Here is a 23,117-nt window from a genome sequence, read left to right as displayed (position 1 = left end):
CAACAATCCACGTCGTTCGCAAACATCAAATGAGTTCTCCCCAAAGCGAAAAATATCTGAAACTTATTCGTTTATATCAAAATGAAATGTATTTTTTCGGATTCTTTTTATAAAAAGACTATCTTTGTCCATAATATTTAACCTATTTAATGACACAATGAAAAAACATATCGATCTTTTTTGCGCAATAACCGCATTATTTTTATCCGGAGCATGTGCCCCGACCGTTAAAGCTCCCGAAGCAATTCTTCCGATACCAGAACCAAAACAGGTAGAATGGCAGAAAATGGAAACCTATGCATTTGTACATTTCGGATTAAATACATTCAACGATCGTGAATGGGGATACGGAGATTCAGATCCCAAAACCTTTAATCCCGCAAAGCTCGATTGCGAACAGTGGGTAAAAACATTCGTCGCATCCGGAATGAAAGGAGTTATCCTTACAGCAAAACATCATGACGGCTTTTGTTTATGGCCGACAAAACTAACGGAATACTGTATCAGAAACACTCCATATAAAGAAGGGAAAGGCGATATTGTTGGTGAACTGGCAGCAGCTTGCAAAAAATATGGTATCAAATTTGCCGTATATCTTTCACCATGGGACAGACATCAAGCCAACTACGGAACACCAGAATATGTAGATTATTTTCATAAACAACTGCGAGAATTAATGACCGATTACGGAGAGGTATTCGAAGTCTGGTTCGATGGAGCTAACGGAGGAGACGGATGGTATGGAGGAGCGAAAGAAAATCGTACCATCGATCGCAAAAACTATTACAATTATCCTGAAATATACAAGATGCTGAGTGAATTGCAACCGAAGGCCATCATTTTTTCGGATGGAGGACCCGGTTGCCGTTGGGTAGGAAATGAAAAAGGTTTTGCAGGAGCAACAAACTGGTCTTTTTTACGTACAGGAGAAGTCTTTCCCGGCTATGAAAAATACCGTACACTGCAATACGGTCATGCCGACGGCGATCAATGGGTAGCGGCCGAATGCGATGTTTCTATTCGTCCGGGATGGTTTTATCATCCCGAAGAAGACAATCAGGTGAAAAATGTAGATCAATTGACCGATCTTTATTACCGCAGTGTAGGACACAACGCAACACTATTGCTCAACTTCCCTATCGATCGAAACGGATTGATTCACCCCATAGACTCTGCCAATGCCGTAAACTTCTACAAAAACATCCAAAAGCAATTAGCAAATAATCTATTAGCCGGTATTACACCTTCAGTATCTAACGAAAGAGGCGGAAAATTTACTGCAAAAGCAATAACTGACCGAGAATACGATACCTATTGGGCAACCGAAGATAGTATCAAATCCGCCACAATAGAATTTTCTTTACCGGAAAAGAAAAAAATCAACCGAATGATGTTGCAGGAATATATCCCGTTAGGACAACGTGTAAAAACATTTTCTGTAGAACATCGTAAAAACGGCAAGTGGTTTCCCGTAAAATTGAATGAAGAAACGACTACTATTGGATATAAACGGTTACTCCGGTTCGAAACAATAAATACGGATACAATCCGCATAAACATAACCGATTCCCGGGCATGCCCATGCATCAACAATATCGAGGCTTATTATGCAAGAGAGACCGATGAAATTTCGTTCAAAACCGATACAAAAAAATTAAATAGTTTTCCTTTTAAAATCCAAGGTATTTCTGATAACGAAATCCTGAAAGCGACAGACGGAAACGACTCCACATCTTGTTTTATAAAGAGTAACACGGTAATAATCGATTTCGGAGAAGAGCGTGTTATCTCATCATTCCATTATCTACCCGACCAGAGTGAATACAATAAAGGTCTCATTGCTTTATACGAACTCATGACAAGCAATGACGGTCAAAATATCGATAAGACAATAGCAAAAGGTGAATTTTCCAATATAAAACATAACCCTATACTCCAATCCGTCTACTTTACACCTGTAAATACCCGTTATCTTTTCTTGAAAGCAGTTAAAATGATCAATGAAGGCGAACCCATAGGATTTTCAGAAATCGGTATTCAATAATAAACTTTTACACTTAACCATAAAGGATCTGTTTTTTGAAAACAGATCCTTTATGGTTAAGTGAATTTTCATCACCGGATAAAAATAACTATCTTTGGCGGCTATAAACAGAATTCACCCCATAAGAATGAAAATTTATTATCAGATTATACTTTTAATTTTCTGCAATACATTATTCATACAAGCAAACAGCACAGACTCTATCGTCGCACAAAAACATCTGAAAACAATAACAGTATCTCAAATAAGAAACAAAAATAACACGATCTTCATATCGCCCGACAGCCTTGTTCAATATGGAAATTCACTGAACGACATTCTGTCTTTTTTCCCTTCATTGGAAAACGATATGGAAGGAAATATCCGATTACGGGGATCTGATAAGATCACATTTCTCATTAACGGAAAGCCTACTTCTTTCTTAGGAAATTACCGGAGCGAAATAATGATACAACTCCCAGCATCGGCCATCGGAGAAATCAAAGTCAACCATATTCCGGATGTAAGCCAACAAGCAGAAGGTTCGACGGGAACAATCGATCTTATATTAAAAAAATCTCAACAGAACATACCCTCAGGACAAGTCTATTTAGGAACAGCCAATAGCGACCGATATATGGCCGGTGCTCATTTCGGAACTCCGCTATCTCCACACTGGAAATTCAATGCCGGCATCGATTACAAACGCGAGTATAGGAAACGTACATTTCTGAATACGATCACTTCTCGCGAAAATAATATTGTCACAAACGAGCAAATTCAAGATAATTCGGCAATAGCCCATCCTCAAACAATCGTAGGCTCTTTAGGAAGCGAGTTGAACCGAAATAAACACACTTTCAAAGCTGACTTCTCTTTTATACAGATGTGGTTCGACCGCATCGGAAATATTCACAATACCGAAACAAAAAAAGAGATGAAAGTAATCCGTGACAACGAACAGGCCAATCGCCAATATAGTGTCGCAACGTTCTACCAATATACGCACAACGATCAAATTTCTTTTTTCACAGACTTCAATTACCGACATACGACATACGATGAAAACAACGACTATCAACGCAATGTTTTACGCCCCAAACCAAACTTGATACAAGACAAATTCTTTATCGACCAAAAAAATGACGAATATGAATTGAGTCTGGCAGGAAAAATCGGGACATTCAAGACCGGATATAACACATGGATTACAACTTCTACGAATGCAAACCGAAAAGAAATATATGATAACGGCTTTTATGCCGAAGCTCAGGAAGCATCTTTTAATATGGATCTGAATCGCCAGATACATTCTCTCTTTTTGCAATATGAAAAACAGTGGCAAAAATGGTTTATATATGCAGGAATAAGAGGAGAATATACTCACCAATCGATTTATTTGGCAAAGGATAACAACCGGATAAAACAAGATTATTGGAATTTATTTCCGGCATTCCAACTTTCTTATAATAATCAACGCTCCGGACACTCATGGCAACTCTCTTACCGGCAACGTATCAACCGGCCTGTTTTTTCTGAATTAAACCCGTTTCTCGATCAAAGCGACCCTCAAGAAACCATACAGGGAAATCCCTACCTAAAACCGGAAATCAGCCACAATACAGCATTAAGCTACCATTATACGAACCGAACCTTTACATTCACACCTACATTATTTTACAGAAATAAAAAACAGACCATAGCACAAATTACACAAGAAGATATGGTCGTTACTTATAAAAATCTATATCACAGCCAATCGGCAGGAGCAGAGCTCGGTATATATATTTCACCGGTAAAATGGATGGATATACGCATAAACGGAACTGTATATTATGATGAAATACAGGCCGACAAAAAAGGGAATAAACGAAACGACTGGGCATGGAATACCAATGGGATCGTATCATTCAGGCTTACTCCTACCACAACTTTACAATGTAACGGTAACTACATATCCGATTTACAAACAGTACAAGGAAAAATAGAGTCTCGTTACCGAATAGATACAGGAATAAGGCAAAGCATATTGTCCGGAAAAGGAGAAGTAACTCTACAAATAAACGACTGGTTCGGATCGGTAAAAGAAATTACCGTAATCGATACGCCGACATTATATAAGCGTACTGAAAAAAGTCGTGATAACCGTACCGTATGGTTAGGATTTGCATGGAATTTCAATATAAATAAACAAAATAATAAGCTAAACTTAACATTATGAAACTAAAAAGAATGTTGTTACCCTTAGCTTTCGCGGCAATTTTGTCGCCGGTAAAAGCAGACGAGGGGATGTGGTTACTTCCGTTTTTAAAACAACAAAATTCGGAACAACTGAAAAAATTAGGGTTAAAACTCGATGTAGATGACATCTATAATCCCGAACGAACTTCTCTGAAAGATGCTATCGTTATCTTCGGAGGAGGATGTACCGGAGAAATTATCTCACCAGAAGGATTAATCCTTACCAACCACCATTGCGGATACAGCGCTATTCAACAACATAGCTCGGTAGAGCACGATTATTTGAGTAACGGATTCTGGGCAATGGATAAAAAGGACGAGCTCCCTACTCCGGGTCTCGAAGTCCGTTTTATCGATAAAATCGAAGAAGTAACCGATTTTATCCAAGAAGAAGTCAGCAAAACCGGAGATCCGTTGAAAGCTTTCGATCCGGCATTTCTCGATAAAATGGCAAAAGAAAAAGTCGGAGAGAAATTTTTGGCGGAAAACCCTTTTACAGAAATAAGCATAAAACCGTTTTTCGGAGGAAATCGATTCTTTATGTTCACAATGAAAGTATATAAAGATATTCGTTTCGTTGGTGCTCCCCCCTCTTCTATCGGGAAATTCGGAGCTGATACGGACAACTGGATGTGGCCGCGTCACACCGGAGACTTCTCTCTTTTCCGGGTTTATACCGATGCTCAGGGAAATCCGGCAGAATACCCAGAAAATAACATCCCCATGCACCCGAAAAAATATTTCAATATTTCGCTGAAAGGGATCAAAGAAAACGATTTTGCCATGATCATGGGATTTCCCGGGTCGACCAACCGATATTATACGTCATGGGAAGTAAAACAACGTCGTGATGTAGATAATACGATCCGCATCAATATGCGAGGTATCCGTCAAAAAGAGATGTTAGACGAAATGCTTGCCGACCCGAAAGTAAGAATCCAATATGCCAGCAAATATGCCCGTTCGAGCAACTATTGGAAAAACTCTATCGGGATGAACAGAGGGATCAATAAACTGAAAGTTATAGAAAACAAAGAGTTGGACGAAGCTCGGTTCAAAGTATGGGCAAATGACAACAACCATCCGGAATATATCCAAGCATTAAACGATATGCGAGACGCAACCTTACAAATGAATGATATCAAGTACCAATATTATATGTTATTGGAAGCGTTGTATCAAGGAGTGGAATTTTCCGGAGTTCCTGCTCGTAATAAAAAACTGATCGAAGCTTTAGAGCATAAAAACGACTCTATCATCAAATCTGAATTGGCCGATCTTGAAAAAGCTTACAAAGCATTTGCAAATAAAGATTATAACCGCAAAGTCGACCAAAGAGTATCGAAAGTCATGCTGAAAGCATATATGAAAGAGGTCGGGAAAGAAAACCGTCCCGAAATTTTCACCCTTATCGATAAAAAATTCGACGGTAACATCGACCGCTTTGTTGATGAAGCTTTTAAAACTTCAATTTTCGGAAGCGATGAAAACTTCAATAAATTCATGAAAAAACCGACGGCCAAAGCCCTAAAATCGGATTTAATGATACAATACGCTCAATCTGTCATTCAAAAAATGATAGACCTACGTAAAGAACTAAAACCGATAAATGAGAAGTTCGCTTTAGCCAAACAAACATATATCAAAGGCCTACTCGAAATGAATCCCGGTAAACCGGCATATCCGGATGCAAACTTTACAATTCGAGCAACCTACGGACAGGTACTGCCGTATTCTCCGTCAGACGGTATAGATTATCATTACTATACTACGTTGAAAGGAGTTATGGAAAAAGAAGATCCGAACAACTGGGAATTTGTAGTTCCGGAAAAACTAAAAGAACTCTACAAAAACAAAGATTTCGGTCAGTATGCCATGCCGAATGGAGAAATGCCCGTAAACTTCCTCTCGAATAACGATATTACCGGCGGAAATTCGGGTAGTCCGGTATTTAATGCTAACGGAGAACTTATCGGAACGGCATTTGACGGAAACTGGGAAGCCATGAGCGGCGATATTGTATTCGAAGAAGCTCTTCAACGAACAATAAGCGTCGACATCCGTTACATACTATTCATCATAGACAAGTTTGCGGGAGCAAAAAATATCATCGATGAAATGAGTATTGTCAAATAAAATAACAACCATACATTATAATCATAAAAAAAGCTCGGAAAATGAATCCGAGCTTTTTTATAATTCTATACCTTCTTTGCATCATCTTCTTCCGGCGTATTTTCTTGTACGACGCGTTTCTTCTGAAACTTTTCATGAATAGACTGCATCAGATGATAAAAATTCGGGATAAATAACGTTCCCAACAAAGTGTTTACCGCCATACCAAAAACAACTGCCGTTCCTAATGATATACGGCTCGAAGCTCCTGCTCCGGTCGCAAAAATAAGGGGCATTACTCCCAATATAAAAGCAAATGAAGTCATCAAAATCGGGCGTAATCGCACTCGTCCGGCTTCTATAGACGCTTCGGTAATCGACTCGCCCTTTTTACGATAATCGATAGCGAACTCAACAATTAAAATAGCATTTTTCGCTGAAAGTGCAATTAAAAGAATAATCCCGATCTGACTATAAATACTGATAGACAATCCCAATAACATGCAACCGAGTACCGCCCCCAATATGGCAAACGGCAATCCGAGTATCACAGCAATAGGGCTCGTCCAACTCTCGTATTGGGCTGCAAGAACCAAAATAACGACCAAGATGGCCAGTCCGAAAATTAGACTAACCGAAGAACTTGCTTGAGTTTCCTGATACGCCTCTCCTGTCCAATCATAACCGAACGTAGTCCCTAATACCCGATTACTTAAATTTTCCATCCCCTGAATTCCTTGCTGCGAACTGAATCCGGGTGTAGTTATAGCCGTAATAGCCGCAGAAGAATACATATTATATCTATTCACCAGATTAAGTCCCAATTGCTCTTCCAATGTAGTAAATGCTGAAAAAGGTACCATATCACCGTTCTGATTACGAACGCTCAGTTTCAAGACATCACCTATCACCGTACGGCTATCGGCGGCAGCTCCTAACTTAACCTGATAAATGCGCCCGAATTGAACAAAATCATTGACATAAGCCGAACCCATATAATATGAAAGCGTCGAAAAAACATCACTCAGTACCAAACCTTGCATTTTAACTTTATCTCTGTCTATATTCAAAAAATACTGAGGCGTATTCCCCTGAAACATAGAATTGAGAGTCATTATCGCCGGTTCTGTTCCGGCTTGTTCCAACAGTGCCGAAACAGCATCCTGTAATGCTGTAGTACCCAAACTATTTCTATCTTCCAGCTCAAACTGTAAACCTCCGCTTACTCCCATGCCCGATATTGCAGGAGGATTGACTGCAAAAATAACAGCCTCCTGAATAGATGCAGCTTGAGCATTTAGTCGATTCACAACAGAAAATACACTCTCATCTTTAGCTTTACGTTCGTCCCAATTTTTCAACATGACAAAAAAAGTCGCACCGTTCGACGCATTTGCTCCCTGCATCATCGAGAAACCATTTATACACAAATAGGTGCGAACTTCAGGATAAGAATCGAGCATTTTCATGATTTTTCGGGACACCTCTTCTGTACGTTGCAGGTTTGCAGCATTCGGGAGCTGCACGGATACGACAAAATACCCTTGATCTTCCTGAGGAATAAATGATGTAGGCCAACGTAAAAACAACCAAAGCGACCCGACAGACAAAATGAGAAAAAGAGACATCGTAATTACCGGCTTGCGAAGAAAATAGGTAATAGCCTTTACATAAGCTCCGAGAGTTTTATCATATACCTTATTGAATCCTTTATACAAGAAAAATTTAGGGTCTTTAGTCGGTTTTAAAAATAATGCGCACAAAGCCGGCGTCAAAGACAAAGAATTAATTCCGCTAAAAACCGTAGCTGTTGCAATCGTTAACGCAAACTGTTTATAAAGTTCACCTGTGATACCACTAATAAAGGCCGTAGGTATAAACACCGCCAGCAACACCAAAACCACACCGATCACAGGGCCTGTAATCTCTTCCATAGCTTGAGTAACCGCCTCTTTATTGGTGTATTTTCCGGTATCGAGAAGACGAGACGAATTTTCAACTACGACTATGGCATCGTCCACAACTATGGCTATTGCCAATACCAAGCCGAAAAGAGTCAACGTATTTATCGAAAAACCGAACAGATGCATCACAGCAAATGTACAAATAAGAGAAACCGGAATAGTCAGAGAAGGGATTATCACGGCTCTGAAACTTTGCAAGAAAAGCAATATGACAAGCATGACCAACAAGGTGGTTTCGACAAAAGTAACCAACACCTCGTCAATAGAAGCCGTCACAAATTCGGTAGTATCCAATACCACCTCATAATGCACCCCTTCCGGTAAATATTTTTCCAAATCCTGCATTTTCGCCTTAACATTTTTCGCAACATTAAGAGAATTAGATCCGGGTAATTGATAAATAGCAATTGCAGCAGCTTGCTTCCCATTTTGAGTCGAAGTCACACTATAAGATGCACTTCCCCTATCGATACGGGCAATATCCTTCAATCGCAAATATTTACCGTCCGGCAAAGTTTTAATTACGATATTTCCGAATTCGTCAGGAGTAGTCAAACGCCCCTTTGCCGTCAAAGTAAACTGGAATGCTTCTTTCCTATCCAAAGGCGGTTCTCCAACAGTTCCGGCAGAGACCTCCATATTTTGAGACTGTATAGCACTATATACATCTGCCGGAGTCAATTTCCGGATACGCATAATTTCCGGATCAAGCCATACACGCATACTATAATTTCCTGTTCCGAATACAGTTACAGCCCCAACTCCCGGCAAGCGGGAAAGTTGGTCGGTCAAATTAAGGCTCGCATAATTTGAAAGATATAACCCGTCATACATCGGGTTATCAGATTGCAGAGACAAGAACATTACGATATTCGTAGATTGTTTTTTTGTAACGATTCCCTGTTGTATCACAGCTTCAGGAAGATTTCCTTGCGCTATATTTACCCGATTCTGAACCAAAACAGTAGCCATATCGACATCTGTGCCGACCTCGAATGTTACCGTCAATGTATATTGTCCCGAACTGGAAGATGAAGAACTCATATAAATCATACCGTCCACTCCGTTGACTTGTTCCTCTATCGGAGCACCTACCGTACGGGCAACGGTTTCGGCACTTGCCCCGGGATATACTGCCGACACTTGTACTGTCGGAGGTGTTATATCGGGAAACTGTGCAACCGGTAACGACTCAAGCGCCACGACACCGACCAATACCATAAGTAAGGCGAGTACAGTAGCAAAAATCGGTCTGTTTATAAAGAATTTAGATATCATGTCTTTGTATTTTTATTCAATATAGTCCGGTTAATTTTTCTCCGATACAGGTTTTATCTCCATTCCTTCCCGTACTTTCAACAGAGCTTTCGTCACATAACGGTCTTTCGGCTGCAATCCGGATTTTACAAGTCTGAGAGTATCAGAAAACAATTCTCCCGTTTCAATATGCCGATAAGACACCCGGTTAGAATCATTAACCACATAAAGATATTTACCCAATTGGTCGGTACCGATAGAAGCATCTTTTACTAAAACGGCACTATCTTGTTTGCCGTACGGTAAACGGATATTCACATATAAACCATCCTTCAATTCATTATCAGGATTCTCAATTTCGGCACGAATACTCAATGTTCCCGTCGAGAGATCGATATTCGGAGACAGATAATTCAATTTTCCCATATAGGGACGGGATAAGGGTGACTGAAAAAGAATTTCCACTTCTCCGGGTAAACGTTCTTCAACACCTTTCTTATCAGTAGAAGCAAGCATTTGTAAATACTGATTATCTTCGATATTAAAATAGGCATTCATTTTATCGTCCTGATAAATAGTCGCCAATTTAGCCGCCTGACCTTCTCCGCTGATATAACTGCCGACACTATATATCGACTTCGATATATGACCGGAGAAAGGCGCGCGTATATAACAATATCCTAAATTTGTTTTTGCAGTTTCAAGTTGCGCCTCAGCGTCTTTCACGTTCGATTTTGCACTAATTAATTGAGTTGCAGATTTAATCAAATCTATTTCGCTGATAGCATCGCTCCGAGAAGCTTCTTTCATACGGACATAATTATTCTCTGCATAATTGAGACTTGCCTGTGCATTTTTCAACCCGGCTTCAGCCCTTTTTACAGCATCCTCATATAACGTAGGTTCAATTACAAATAACAATTGACCTTTTTTGACTAACGAACCGGCCGTAAACGGAGTGCTTTGCAAATAACCGTTCACCCGTGCCATCAGATCCACAGTATTCACCGAAGACAAATAACCGGGATATGTTTTATGTAATATAACCGGCCTCACAACCGGGTATGCAACAGAGATTTCCGGAACAGACATTCTTTGTTCCGTTTTTTTAGATGTACAAGAAAAGAGAACAAATCCTACTCCTGCAAAAAGAAAAAGTCTGTTTTTTAAAATATTTTTCGTCATGGGATTTATTATTATTCGTTTTTATTCTGATCTATTTGCCAACCTCCCCCGACAGCACGATACAGTTCTATAAGAGAAGAGAGAGTCCCCCCTTGTGCCGAAACCAAAGAATTTTGATAACTCAACAAAGAGCGCTGAGCATCCAACACATTTTGAAAAGTCGCTAATCCCCGTTTATACAAATCCAAAGAAAGTTTAAGGGTGACCTCTCCTTGTACCACCAACTCACGCAGTGCGACAACTTGTTTAACAGCATTGGTATATGACGACATGGCATTATCTACTTCTTGAACCGCTCCCAAAACCGTCTGGTTATATTGCCGGATATTTTCATCCAAAACAGCTTTTGCTTCTTTAGTTGCTTGAGTCAGTTGACGACCTTGAAAAAGAGTCCATGATAAAGTCGGAGCAATTTGATAAGTCAAACTGTTATGATCAAAAAATTTGTCCATATCTCTCGCTGCAAAACCGATACTTCCTTTCAAATAAAATTTTGGGAAATAATCAGACTTGGCTGCACCTACCGAGGCTGCCGCTGCCGCAACAGACCGTTCGGCACTACGAATATCAGGTCGTTGCCGCAATAAATTGACAGGAATACCTATACTGACAATTTTCATATAATCCGGAATCGGACGAGGATCTTTTAACGCCGTATACAAATCGGAAGGATATAATCCGGACAAAACAGCTAATGCATTTATTTGTTGCCGAATACCGGCTTCGATCGACGGAATAGATGCCTTTGTACTGTAATAAACCGATTTAGCTTGAGATACATCCAACTGAGAGGCAAGCCCGGTATTATAACGCACTTCGGTAATATGCAAGATTGCCTGCTGCGAAGCCATATTTTTCTGAGCGACCAGCAACTCCTGCTGTAAAGTTCTCAATTCGGCATAAGCTGTTGCAACTTCTGCTGTCAAAGAGACCAAAACGGCATTATATTCTTCTTGTGTAGCCCGAAACTGTTCTTTGCTGGATTTCACTCTGCTCCGAATAGATCCGAACACATCCAATTCCCAGCTTGTAGATAATTCACCAGAAGCATATCGCTGGTTCATAGTGGGAGAATCGATAAACTCCTTATTCATCTGCCTGCTGTTCTGCAACTTTGTCCAACCGGCCGAAAAATTCAAATTCGGATAATAATATCCTTGCTGTATTCTCAATGTCGCATGGGCCGCCCGTATGCGATCGGCAGCAGCAAGCAGATCTTGGTTGTTCTGCAACGCTAACCCGATAATCGAATCCAATTGAGAATCTTGTAACTCCGACCACCATTTTCCCTCTATCGGCTGTTGCTGTAAAAACAATGTATCGGCCTCCCAAGCCTGCGGTAAGGGACGAGTCAAATATTTTTGCCCTGCATCCCGCTTATTTTGGCCATAGGCATACGTCAACATACCCGATAAAACCACACATACCAACGATAAAATAAGATTTCTCTTTGCCATTTTTCTCTTTTCAGGTTTTTATGGATTGTCTGAATTTCCCTATAAAAAATATTATCTGGTCATTTTTGTGTTTTCTTCCAGCCTTTTTTGCCTCCTTCATTCGTCAGAGAACCAGCCATCATCTTCGAAAAAAACGTCCAAATCTGACCCGGACAAAATTTAGACAAACTTTTAGGGATATAACAAACTATTTTATTATTTGTTTGCTGAAAAGGGCTGTAGAATCGTGAACAATTGTACAAAAAATGATTACCTTTGACACCCGCAACAATATAATTACTGCTTAGAAAACAGAATGAATATTTCAGATCATATAAATGCTCAACGGGCATACTTCAATAGTCAGATAACCAAGCCGATATCTTTTAGAAAAGCAGCCCTTATACAGTTAAAAAAAGCTATAGAAAAGTATGAACCGGATATAGAAAAGGCTCTTTGGGATGACCTGAAAAAATCGAAATTCGAAAGTTATATTACTGAGACAGGTTTTGTTTTGACAGAACTTAACCGGACACTAAAAAAACTAAAAAACTGGTCTTCTCCGAAAAGAGTAAAAACACCATTATTTCTTTTCGGATCAAAAAGTCATATCCAATATGAGCCTTACGGCATTTCATTGATACTATCTCCATGGAATTATCCATTCCAACTGTTATTCGCACCATTAATCGGAGCTGTGGCAGCAGGAAATTGCGTCATATTAAAACCATCTCCCGCCTCTCCGCACACTACTGCTGTCAGTAAAAAAATCATTAAAGAAGCTTTCGATCCGTGCCATGTAATATTGATAGAAGCCGACAATAGAGAAACCGATCTTTTACTACAACAACGATATGACTATATATTTTACACCGGAGGTGTAGAATACGGAAAACGGGTTATGGAGGCCGCATCCAAACATCTGACACCTGTCACACTCGAATTAGGGGGGAAAAGTCCGTGTATCATCGATAAAGACGCTAATATCGACATTGCTGCCAGACGGATCGTCTGGGGAAAGTTTCTAAATTGCGGACAGACTTGTGTCGCCCCCGATTATATTTTCGTACATCAGGATATTAAAAATGATTTGATTCTCAAATTAAAAGATGAAATTATCCGCCAATACGGAAAAGATCCCCAAAAAAGTCCGGATTATCCCCGTATTATACACTCGGGACGATTTTACAACCTGATGTTGCTGCTAAAGCAAGGCAAAATAGAAGCCGGAGGGAAATACGATGAAAAAGATTTGTATATCGCTCCGACCGTCATTTCGGGAATTACTCCCGAAAACAGAATCATGAATGAAGAGATTTTCGGACCGATTCTTCCCGTTATGACATTCAATGAACGGGAAACGGTTATTGATTATATTAATAGTCAGGAAAAACCTTTGGCTTTGTATTATTTCGGAAAAAACAAGAAAAACATACGAGAAATATTAGAAAAAACCTCATCAGGAGGAGTCTGTATAAATGACGTAGTAACTCACCTCGCCAATCCCGACTTGCCATTCGGAGGCGTAGGCCATAGCGGAATAGGGCGTTATCACGGTATTGACAGTTTTTATACATTCAGCCATACAAAATCAGTTCTTTCTACTACAACGCATATCAATCCGGGAATAAAATTCGCTCCATACGCAGGGAAATTATCAATATTGAAACGTTTTATGAAATAAACTTTTAATTTATCTTACAATGAATAATTTTGATTTCCACAATCCGACCCGACTTATTTTCGGGAAAGGAACCATCGCCAAGCTTGGGACGGAAATACCCTCTGACAAACGTATCATGGTATGTTTCGGAGGAGGTAGCGCTAAGAAAAACGGAGTTTATGAACAAGTAAAGAATGCTCTGTCAAATCATTTTAACATCGAATTCTGGGGTATAGAACCGAATCCCGATTATGACACAGTAATGAAAGCGGTTACATTGGCCCGTGACAATAAGATAAATTATCTGGTTGCTGTCGGAGGCGGTTCTGTAATAGATGGTACAAAATTTATCGCACATGCAATCCCCTACACAGGTGAAGATGCTTGGGAATTAGCTATACATCCCGAAAAAATTACAAAAACGACACCTCTGGCGACAGTTCTCACTCTTCCGGCAACCGGATCAGAAATGAACTATCGAGGAGTACTTTCACGCCGACGTACACAAGAAAAAGTTTCATTTATCACTCCTAAATCATCACCTCAATTCTCGATCCTTGATCCGGAAGTAACATATACTCTTCCTAAAAAACAGCTTTCCAATGGAATTGTAGATGCTTTTATGCATATCATGGAACAGTACATGACTACTACGGGAAACGGTATTTTGATGGACCGATGGGCTGAAGGTGTACTGCTTTCTCTCATTGAAATAGGTCCGAAAGTGTTGGAAAATCAAAAAGATTATGACACAATGGCAAACTTCATGCTGTGTGCATCTATGGCTCTAAATGACTTTGTGAGTATGGGTGTTCCGCAAGATTGGGCAACACACCGCATAGGTTATGAACTCACAGTGCTTTATGGCCTCGATCATGCCGAAACGCTTGCTGTCGTATATCCGTCTTTACTCCGTGTTTTGAAAAAACAAAAAACGGAAAAATTGGCTCAATACGCTGAAAGAGTATGGAACATAACAACAGGAAGCAAAGAAGAAAAGGCAGACAAAGCAATCGAAAAAACTGAAGAGTTTTTTCGGCAAATGGGATTGCGCACGCGGATGAGTGAATACGGAATTCCGGCAGAGGCTGTAGATATTATCTACAACAGGCTCAAAGCTCATAATATAGCATACGGAGAAAACAAAAACGTAACAGCCGAAGTAGCACGGGAAATTTATACCGGATGCCTATAAAAATAAAAACTCTTAAGAGCCTGTCTAAATAAAATAGAAAAGCACCGTTTTATCTTGTGTACGAATAAAACGGTACTTTTCATTTATTCTTGCCTGTCACTACTATCCATATTTCGGGTTCATTAAAATTTTCAGATATTTTTATAATTGATTTTCAAATCAATAACCGATTGTAAAGCGTTCGTAGTGATGTGTAGGATATTCAACTTCATCGATCATTGCAACAGCATAATCTTCGACAGAAACAGAGCTTTCTCCCTGATCGTCAACAATCATATTATCTTTGCCTAATCTAAATTTTCCTGTCCGTTTTCCCGGAAATAAATTTGCAGCCGGAGAAAAAAACACCCAATCTACCTCTTTTTCTTTCGATAAAGTATTTAAATAAAACTCTCCCAATGACTTCACTCCCGGTAAAATAGTTTCGGGAATCATCCCTGAATCGATCAAACGGACTCCCGGTTCGACAAACAAAGTTCCTGCCCCTCCAACCATTAAAAAACGAGGAACTCCCGATTTTTTTACAGCTTCTAAAATTTTCGGATATGCCGACAATGTCTCCTCATAAATATCCGGATTATTCCAACCGGGATTATAAGCGCTGACAATAACATCCGCACCTTTACTTAAACGTGCAATCTTGTCAATGTCAGTAACATCGCCTTTTTTCACGGTCAGAAAGCTTCTTTCATAATGGCAGAACCTACATAACCGCTAGCTCCGATCAAAATAATTTTTTTCATATCTTGTCATTTAAAAATTCATTATATAACAAGATATAAACTACTTCATGAAGGTGAATGTTCAACAAAAAGACAAAAGAAATTTATCCGTTTCGTACAGATAACGCAATAAAAGAACCCAAAGCCGTTAATGCAATGCCGCATGTAACACTAATTACGGTATACAAAGAAAAATTCAGCCATTCCCCGGCCTTGAGCAGTAACAGAGATTCACTGGCAAATGTCGAAAAGGTTGTAAAACCTCCGCAAAAACCGACCGTCAAAAACATGCGTACTTCTGCAGACAAATTTTCACAACGGGCAAACCATCCTATCAACAGCCCGATAATAAAACATCCTGATAAATTGACTGCCAAAGTCGCCCATGGAAATGCACTACCCGCCTGACTAAATATATATTTAGATAACAGATAACGGACTATGCTACCCATAAAACCACCTATCCCGACCCAAAGTGCCAATCTCATATTTACAGAGTTAGTTATCAAAAACAAGTTCTCTGCCCCGATAATTCACATCAACTATACCCTTATCATAAACAAGAGTTCCATTCACATAAGTTCGATCTATCGACATAGGGAAAGTATATCCCATAAACGGAGACCATCCGCATTTTGACAGAATATTTTCTGCCGTGACCGTATAACTCCGATTCGGGTCGACAAGTACCAAGTCTGCAAAATATCCGGGGCGGACATAGCCTCGTTTTTCTATATGAAACAGATCGGCAGGAGCATGACACATGCGCCTCACTACTTGTTCGGGCGTAAAATCACCTTTCTTTACTTTATCCAACATCACCAATAAAGAATGCTGAACTAACGGACCTCCCGAAGCCGCTTTTAAACAAGAACCTTGTTTCTCACTCCAAAGATGAGGTGCATGATCAGTAGCCACCACATCGATTCGTCCGGTCCTTACAGCCTCTGTCAGAGCCAAACGGTCGGCACAAGTCTTAATAGCCGGATTCCATTTTATTCTATTCCCATATTCAGCATAATCGTTATCATCAAAGAAAAGGTGATGTACACATACCTCTCCTGTAATTTTTTTCTCGGACAAGGGAGAATCATCCAACAAAGAGAGTTCTCGTGCCGTAGAAAGATGTAACAAATGCAATCTGGCATTATTCCGTACCGCCAGATCGACGGCTTGTGAAGATGATGCATAACAAGCTTCTGCACTCCGTATTAACGGATGAAAAAGCACCGGCAATTCTTCACCAAAACGAGATACATAATATTCCCGGTTAGCCCGGATAATTTCTTCCTTTTCACAATGTACGGCTATCAATGCAGGTATTTCGGAAAAAATCCTTTCCAACGCAACAGGTTGATCCACCAACATATTTCCCGTAGAAGACCCCATAAACAGCTTTACTCCGCACACACGCCGGTGATCGATCTTGTAAAGCTCTTCTATATTATCATTCGTAGCCCCCATATAAAAAGAATAATTGGCAACTGAGATTTCGGCTGCCCGATTAAATTTCCAGTCGAGAGCCTCTTTCGTTGTCGTTTGAGGGTTCGTATTCGGCATTTCCATATAAGAAGTCACCCCGCCTGCCACCGCAGCCATCGATTCGGAATGCATATCAGCCTTATAAGTCAAGCCGGGTTCTCTAAAATGTACCTGATCATCGATAACACCGGGTAGAAGCCATTTGCCAAAGGCATCTACAACCTCATCCGCATTACGCTCCATTTCGATGGTACACTCTTCGGGGTAAACCGCAGCAATTTTATCTCCTTCGATAAGAACCGAAGCTATTCCTGCATATCCTTCATTTATTAATGTCGCATTTTTTATCAGTATTTTCTTCATGATGCCGCATTGCTTTTTTTATGGGGATATTTCTTGAACCAACTGTCATATTTCAATTTAATTACTCCGAAAACAGCCTCTCCGAAAATGCTGCTATTCATTTTGCTAGTGCCCAATACCCGATTTATAAAAATAATAGGAACTTCTACCAACTTGAAGCCACACTTATATGCTGTAAACTTCATTTCTATTTGAAATGCATACCCTTTGAACCGGATATTATCCAAATCGATCGTTTCTAAAACTTCCCGACGATAACATTTAAATCCTGCAGTCGTATCGGCAATATTCATTCCTGTGACAAACCGTACATATTTCGATGCAAAATATGACATCATCACCCGACCCATCGGCCAATTTACGACATTTACCCCCGTTATATAACGAGACCCGATAGCAACATCCGCACCTTTGTTGGCGCAAGCATCCCATAACTTTAAAAGGTCGTCAGGGTTATGAGAAAAATCGGCATCCATTTCGAAAATATATTCATAACCATGAGCAAGCGCCCACTTAAATCCGGTTATATATGCCGTACCCAGTCCCTGTTTCCCTGAACGTTCAATAATAAATAAGCGACCTGTAAATTCTGTCATCAACCGCTTCACTATATCCGCCGTTCCATCCGGCGAACCATCATCAATCACCAAAATATCGAACGCATGTTCTAAAGAAAGAACTTTGCAAATGATATTTTCTATATTCTCTTTTTCATTATAAGTCGGGATAATCACCACCCCGTCAGATTTCACATTCGAGCTCATGAGCCTATCGATAAATCGTTTATTTATCAAAAAATCAATGTGACAAAGATACTACAAATTGAAAAACTACGTAAAATGAATAGTAAATAATGATTAACATGCAATAATTTCTATCTCGCAGTTTGATCAAAAAGATGTATTTTTGTCAAACTTTACGGATGATTATTTCTACAAAATGAAAATCGACTCATTATATACGCTTTTCAATACGCCTGCCCGGCAAAAAGCATTACAAAATCTTGTTGCGGATAACCGGACAAAGACAATCCACATAACCGGACTACAAGGTTCTGCAGCCTCGTTATTGCTCTCGTCACTATCCACTTGCGGAAGGCCTGTCGTTTTGGTTGCGAACGATATGGAAGAAGCAGGATATCTTTATCATGATTTGGTGCAAATACAAGGAGAAGGAAATATCGTATTTTTTCCTTCCGGCTATAAACGTGCCATTAAATACGGACAAGTGGATGCGGCAAACGAAATACTACGGACAGAAACTCTTAACCGTCTGAGGCAGACCGACCGATCTTTGATCGTTGTTACTTGTCCGGAAGCTTTGGCTGAAAAAGTCGTCAGAGAAACCACACTATCTGAGAAAACGATCCACTTGGTAAAGAACGGGAAAGCAGACATCACGAACATTTCGGATATTCTTTTCAAATATGGCTTCGAGCGAGTCGATTACGTATATGAACCGGGACAATATGCTGTAAGAGGCAGTATTCTCGATGTTTATTCTTTTTCTTTCGACCAGCCCTACCGTATCGATTTTTTCGGAGATGACATCGAAAGTATCCGATCTTTCGATATAGAGTCGCAATTGTCCAATGATCAATTCGAAGAGATATTCATTATTCCCAACATGATGAATAACGAAGCTAACGGCATCTCTTTTCTGGAGTTTATCGATCCGAAAACAATTTTCGGATTCAGAGATCTGGCATGGTGCATAGAACGAATCAACGGAATTGCCGGAGAAACTCTGTCCGATCAATTATTGATAACCGAAGAAGGCGATCTTAATGCAGGAAAAAAAATCATAGACCCGGACACATTCCGCAAAAAAATATTCGAATTTAAACGAATCGATTATGGGAATAAAAGTCTTTCCCCAGACGCAGCCATTCTGAGAATAGAATGCTCGCCTCAACCGATCTATCACAAGAATTTCGAACTGGTTATCGATTCGTTCACCTCTTTCTTGAAAGAGGGATATACTCTTTATATTTTAAGCGACAGCGAAAAACAGATACAACGTATTCAAAGCATTTTTGAAGATAAAGGTGAAAATATCTCGTTCACCCCTGTACAGAAAACACTACACGAAGGTTTTATAGACCGGGAATTGAAAGCCTGCTTTTTTACAGACCATCAATTGTTCGACCGATTCCACAAATACAGTCTGAAAAGCGACAAAGCCCGTTCGGGAAAACTCGCTCTCTCACTTAAAGAACTGCAACAAATCGAAATAGGAGATTATATCGTTCACATAGATCACGGTGTCGGAAAATTCGGAGGACTGATACGAACAGAGATCAATGGAAAAATGCAAGAAGTCATTAAACTCATTTATCAAAATGACGACATTCTTTTCGTCAGCATACACGCTCTGCACAAATTAGCCAAATACCGGGCAAAAGAAGGAGAACCTCCCCGAATCAACAAATTAGGGACAGGAGCATGGGAACGGATGAAAGAAAAGACCAAGAGCAAGATGAAAGATATTGCTCGCGATCTTATCAAACTGTATGCCAAAAGAAAAGAAGAAAAAGGATTCGCATTTTCCCACGACACATTCATGCAGCAGGAACTCGAAGCGTCATTTATTTATGAGGACACACCCGATCAATTGAAATCGACAGCCGAAGTAAAAGCCGATATGGAGAAAGAACGCCCTATGGACAGGCTGATATGCGGAGATGTCGGATTCGGAAAAACTGAAATTGCAGTCCGGGCTGCTTTTAAAGCTGCATGCGATAATAAGCAAGTAGCTGTTCTTGTCCCGACTACCGTACTAGCATTTCAACACTATAAAACATTTAGCGAACGACTTAAAGATTTTCCCGTTAAAGTAGACTACCTAAGCCGGGCAAGAACTTCTGCAGAAACACGACAGATACTCAAAAACTTATCAGAAGGTAAAATCGACATACTGATAGGTACACACCGCATCATAGGAAAAGATGTAAAATTTAAAGATTTAGGATTACTTATCATCGATGAAGAACAGAAATTCGGAGTTGCCGTTAAAGAAAAACTGAAACAGATAAAGACAAATGTAGATACTTTGACCATGTCAGCAACACCGATTCCTCGTACTTTACAATTTTCGTTAATGGGTGCTCGGGATCTTTCGGCCATAACGACTCCACCCCCTAACAGGTACCCGATACAGACCGAGGTTCACGGATTTAATGAAGATATTATCAAAGAAGCCATCAATTTCGAAATGAGTCGAAACGGCCAGGTATTTATCGTCAATAACAGAGTAAAACAGCTTTATGAACTGGAAAATCTCGTACATCGCCTTATTCCGGACGCCAGAACAATCGTAGGTCACGGACAAATGGAACCCGAAAAACTCGAACAAGCAATTATCGATTTTACAAATTACGACTATGATGTATTGATAGCGACCACCATCATCGAATCGGGAATCGACATGCCCAACACCAACACGATTATTATCAATAATGCTCAAAATTTCGGGTTAAGCGAACTTCATCAATTACGGGGACGTGTAGGCAGAAGCAATAAAAAGGCTTTTTGTTATCTCCTTACTCCACCATTGCGAGAACTGAGTGTGGATGCCCGCCGCCGATTACAAGCGATAGAGAGTTTTTCAGAACTTGGAAGCGGAATACATATCGCCATGCAGGATCTGGATATTCGAGGAGCAGGGAATTTATTGGGGGCAGAACAAAGCGGATTCATTGCAGACTTGGGATATGAAACCTACCAAAAAATATTGAAAGAAGCTGTAGAAGAATTGAAAAATGAGGAATTTACGGATGTTTATAACGAAAATAGCGTGGTTCTTCCCGGCGAACGAGAAACATTTGTCAGCGACTGCACCATAGAATCAGACATGGAATTGCTATTCCCCAACAGCTACATTCCGAATGACTCGGAACGGATTTCCCTCTATCAGGAGTTGGATAATATGGAACGAGCCTCGGACATACAAGCATTCTCAGCAAAACTGGAAGATAGGTTCGGACGCATACCTCATGAAGGGAAAGAGCTTATCCGTATCGTTACCCTCCGACAACTGGCCAAACAGTTAGGTATGGAAAAAGTTGTATTGAAACAGGAAAAAATGAATCTGTTTTTTGTTTCGGATAATAACATCCGCTATTTTCAGTCTCCTATTTTCGGTAAAGTATTAAGCTATCTGCAAAAGAATCCCCGACAGTGCCAACTGAGGGAAATCAAGGGAAAACGATCTATATCTATCACCCATATAAAAACGGTAGAAGAGGCGGTTCTTACGTTACAAAATATTCTGGAACAAGAAGAATTATAAATTTGCCTTCCCATGGAAAAACACGGGCGTATAAATATATTCGTAAATGTACTATTATCAGGTATATTAAGCCTAATAACCGCATTTGCAGGTATGTTGCCCTCCATTATACAACATGGGGGATATTTTGTCTCAAAAGCAGATTATATTACTCAGCAAATACCGTTTATACTTGAGACTAAACGAATGTTCTCAACGGGGATGCCCTACTGGAGTTAGAATTCATTTTTAGGAGACAACTTTTTAGGAGGATATGCCTTTTATACTGTGGGAAGTCCATTTGTCTGGATAGCCATCTTATTTCCTGAAAACCATATCCTACAAGGAATTACCGCTTCAATCTTATTAAAATTTTTCGTCTGCGGAATTACCTCTTTTCTCTATTTCAGAATTTTTATAAAGAAACCTATATATGCAATTATAGGATCGCTGCTATATACATTCTCCTCGTTTACGATTCTAAATACGCAATTTAATCATTTTACCGATGTTATAGCACTTTTTCCCTTAATTACGACTCTACAAAAAGAAACGGATTCCGGGATTACTGACCTTTGCCGTTTTCATCAACCTGCTTACCAATTATTATTTTTTCGTATCTTCAGGAATATTTATCGTAATTTATGCTCTCTTCAGATTCAAATCGGGAGATTGGGCTGGCAATAAACGAAACGATTATTCGGCAATACTCATCGAAGGAATTTTAGGAATATTATTAACTGCATTTCTGATACTTCCGGCATGGTATAAAATCTCAGAAGCTCCGAGAGTCGATAGGATTTGGAAATTCAAAACAGGTATATTCAACATATTAGAACGTCTCAGGGCCTTATTCATGCCGGCAGGAAGTCTTGAAATCCCTGCCTTTTATCCCCAAATTCTCAACTGGAGTTCAATAGGTGCTTTTCTACCGATCACAGGCGCAATACTGGCAGTTTCATTCATCCGGCAGCATCCCCGTAACTGGTTGTCTCAACTTCTGATATGTCTGGTCATTATTTCTCTGATCGCACCGTTAAATGCCTCTTTCAACCTGTGGAGCAACTATTCATATACCCGTTGGTGGTACGCTTTGTCTCTTATTTTAGCACTTTCTACAATAAACATATTGTCGCACCCCGATAAACTGTATAATCCCATTTCTCATAAATATTTCTTATATATTCTCCCATTCCTCATTC

At 39.9% G+C, this 23,117-nt stretch carries 14 protein-coding genes and 2 pseudogenes; 9 read left to right on the top strand and 7 right to left on the bottom strand.

Annotated features, from left to right (window positions below):
- Positions 1-157: 157 nt before the first annotated feature.
- From AC1WHX_RS00560 to AC1WHX_RS00550, 3 genes are all read left to right on the top strand, one after another.
- Positions 158-2,044: an alpha-L-fucosidase gene (locus tag AC1WHX_RS00560; protein ID WP_302544593.1), complete on the top strand. Its 1,887-nt coding sequence runs from the start codon at positions 158-160 to the stop codon at positions 2,042-2,044.
- A gap of 127 nt (positions 2,045-2,171) precedes the next feature.
- On the top strand, positions 2,172-4,244 hold the full coding sequence (locus tag AC1WHX_RS00555; RefSeq protein WP_302544594.1) for an outer membrane beta-barrel family protein: 2,073 nt from the start codon (positions 2,172-2,174) through the stop codon (positions 4,242-4,244).
- Positions 4,241-6,400: a S46 family peptidase gene (locus tag AC1WHX_RS00550; protein ID WP_481228794.1), complete on the top strand. Its 2,160-nt coding sequence runs from the start codon at positions 4,241-4,243 to the stop codon at positions 6,398-6,400. Before AC1WHX_RS00555 ends, AC1WHX_RS00550 begins: the two co-directional genes overlap by 4 nt.
- A gap of 65 nt (positions 6,401-6,465) precedes the next feature.
- On the opposite strand, the gene AC1WHX_RS00545 is transcribed toward AC1WHX_RS00550, so the two are convergent.
- From AC1WHX_RS00545 to AC1WHX_RS00535, 3 genes are read right to left on the bottom strand one after another with little or no spacing between them, the layout of a single operon-like run.
- Positions 6,466-9,621: an efflux RND transporter permease subunit gene (locus AC1WHX_RS00545; protein ID WP_122337076.1), complete on the bottom strand. Its 3,156-nt coding sequence runs from the start codon at positions 9,619-9,621 to the stop codon at positions 6,466-6,468.
- Between the two features lie 30 nt (positions 9,622-9,651).
- Positions 9,652-10,785, bottom strand: a complete 1,134-nt coding sequence (locus tag AC1WHX_RS00540; RefSeq protein ID WP_122337075.1) for an efflux RND transporter periplasmic adaptor subunit — start codon at positions 10,783-10,785, stop codon at positions 9,652-9,654.
- A gap of 11 nt (positions 10,786-10,796) precedes the next feature.
- On the bottom strand, positions 10,797-12,242 hold the full coding sequence (locus AC1WHX_RS00535; protein ID WP_022391020.1) for an efflux transporter outer membrane subunit: 1,446 nt from the start codon (positions 12,240-12,242) through the stop codon (positions 10,797-10,799).
- 295 nt (positions 12,243-12,537) lie between these two features.
- Here AC1WHX_RS00535 and AC1WHX_RS00530 point away from each other — a divergent pair, with 295 nt between their 5' ends.
- Both AC1WHX_RS00530 and AC1WHX_RS00525 read left to right on the top strand, forming a co-directional pair.
- On the top strand, positions 12,538-13,905 hold the full coding sequence (locus AC1WHX_RS00530) for an aldehyde dehydrogenase (protein ID WP_022599797.1): 1,368 nt from the start codon (positions 12,538-12,540) through the stop codon (positions 13,903-13,905).
- Positions 13,906-13,924: 19 nt separating this feature from the next.
- Positions 13,925-15,079 (top strand): iron-containing alcohol dehydrogenase, encoded by a 1,155-nt coding sequence (locus AC1WHX_RS00525; protein ID WP_022391018.1) that lies wholly within the window; start codon positions 13,925-13,927, stop codon positions 15,077-15,079.
- A gap of 159 nt (positions 15,080-15,238) precedes the next feature.
- Here the strand turns inward: AC1WHX_RS00525 and AC1WHX_RS00520 are convergent.
- The 4 genes and pseudogenes from AC1WHX_RS00520 to AC1WHX_RS00505 all read right to left on the bottom strand — a co-directional run bounded on the left by AC1WHX_RS00520 (position 15,239) and on the right by AC1WHX_RS00505 (position 18,410).
- Positions 15,239-15,822, bottom strand: a pseudogene (locus AC1WHX_RS00520) (NAD(P)-dependent oxidoreductase).
- Positions 15,823-15,905: 83 nt separating this feature from the next.
- Positions 15,906-16,289 (bottom strand): fluoride efflux transporter CrcB, encoded by a 384-nt coding sequence (gene crcB / locus AC1WHX_RS00515; protein WP_122337074.1) that lies wholly within the window; start codon positions 16,287-16,289, stop codon positions 15,906-15,908.
- 10 nt (positions 16,290-16,299) lie between these two features.
- The gene (locus AC1WHX_RS00510) at positions 16,300-17,646 is read right to left on the bottom strand and encodes a dihydroorotase (protein ID WP_122337073.1); all 1,347 of its coding nucleotides are present in this window, start codon (positions 17,644-17,646) and stop codon (positions 16,300-16,302) included.
- A complete protein-coding gene (locus AC1WHX_RS00505; protein ID WP_009317361.1) occupies positions 17,643-18,410 on the bottom strand; it encodes a polyprenol monophosphomannose synthase in 768 nt (255 codons plus the stop codon). The genes AC1WHX_RS00510 and AC1WHX_RS00505 overlap by 4 nt, the downstream gene beginning before the upstream one ends.
- Before the next feature lie 175 nt (positions 18,411-18,585).
- Here AC1WHX_RS00505 and mfd point away from each other — a divergent pair, with 175 nt between their 5' ends.
- The 4 genes and pseudogenes from mfd to AC1WHX_RS00485 all read left to right on the top strand — a co-directional run.
- Positions 18,586-21,936: a transcription-repair coupling factor gene (mfd, locus tag AC1WHX_RS00500; protein WP_270213909.1), complete on the top strand. Its 3,351-nt coding sequence runs from the start codon at positions 18,586-18,588 to the stop codon at positions 21,934-21,936.
- A 12-nt stretch (positions 21,937-21,948) separates the two neighbouring features.
- Positions 21,949-22,155 (top strand): hypothetical protein, encoded by a 207-nt coding sequence (locus AC1WHX_RS00495; RefSeq protein ID WP_122337072.1) that lies wholly within the window; start codon positions 21,949-21,951, stop codon positions 22,153-22,155.
- A gap of 21 nt (positions 22,156-22,176) precedes the next feature.
- Positions 22,177-22,602 (top strand): annotated as a pseudogene (locus AC1WHX_RS00490) (YfhO family protein); the annotation flags it as partial.
- Positions 22,484-23,117, top strand: a 634-nt coding sequence (locus AC1WHX_RS00485; RefSeq protein ID WP_481228795.1) for a YfhO family protein, incomplete at its 3' end; no start/stop codon positions are given. The pseudogene AC1WHX_RS00490 and the gene AC1WHX_RS00485, both read left to right, overlap by 119 nt.

Source organism: Coprobacter sp. (assembly GCF_982436375.1).
This window is presented reverse-complemented; position numbering and strand designations above follow the sequence as displayed.

Excerpts from the sequence above, each read along its gene's own strand:
- AC1WHX_RS00560 (WP_302544593.1), top strand. The coding sequence starts at position 158 with ATGAAAAAACATATCGATCTTTTTTGCGCAATAACCGCATTATTTTTA.
- AC1WHX_RS00555 (WP_302544594.1), top strand. The coding sequence starts at position 2,172 with ATGAAAATTTATTATCAGATTATACTTTTAATTTTCTGCAATACATTA.
- AC1WHX_RS00550 (WP_481228794.1), top strand. The coding sequence starts at position 4,241 with ATGAAACTAAAAAGAATGTTGTTACCCTTAGCTTTCGCGGCAATTTTG.
- AC1WHX_RS00545 (WP_122337076.1), bottom strand. The coding sequence starts at position 9,621 with ATGATATCTAAATTCTTTATAAACAGACCGATTTTTGCTACTGTACTC.
- AC1WHX_RS00540 (WP_122337075.1), bottom strand. The coding sequence starts at position 10,785 with ATGACGAAAAATATTTTAAAAAACAGACTTTTTCTTTTTGCAGGAGTA.
- AC1WHX_RS00535 (WP_022391020.1), bottom strand. The coding sequence starts at position 12,242 with ATGGCAAAGAGAAATCTTATTTTATCGTTGGTATGTGTGGTTTTATCG.
- AC1WHX_RS00530 (WP_022599797.1), top strand. The coding sequence starts at position 12,538 with ATGAATATTTCAGATCATATAAATGCTCAACGGGCATACTTCAATAGT.
- AC1WHX_RS00525 (WP_022391018.1), top strand. The coding sequence starts at position 13,925 with ATGAATAATTTTGATTTCCACAATCCGACCCGACTTATTTTCGGGAAA.
- crcB (WP_122337074.1), bottom strand. The coding sequence starts at position 16,289 with ATGAGATTGGCACTTTGGGTCGGGATAGGTGGTTTTATGGGTAGCATA.
- AC1WHX_RS00510 (WP_122337073.1), bottom strand. The coding sequence starts at position 17,646 with ATGAAGAAAATACTGATAAAAAATGCGACATTAATAAATGAAGGATAT.
- AC1WHX_RS00505 (WP_009317361.1), bottom strand. The coding sequence starts at position 18,410 with ATGAGCTCGAATGTGAAATCTGACGGGGTGGTGATTATCCCGACTTAT.
- mfd (WP_270213909.1), top strand. The coding sequence starts at position 18,586 with ATGAAAATCGACTCATTATATACGCTTTTCAATACGCCTGCCCGGCAA.
- AC1WHX_RS00495 (WP_122337072.1), top strand. The coding sequence starts at position 21,949 with ATGGAAAAACACGGGCGTATAAATATATTCGTAAATGTACTATTATCA.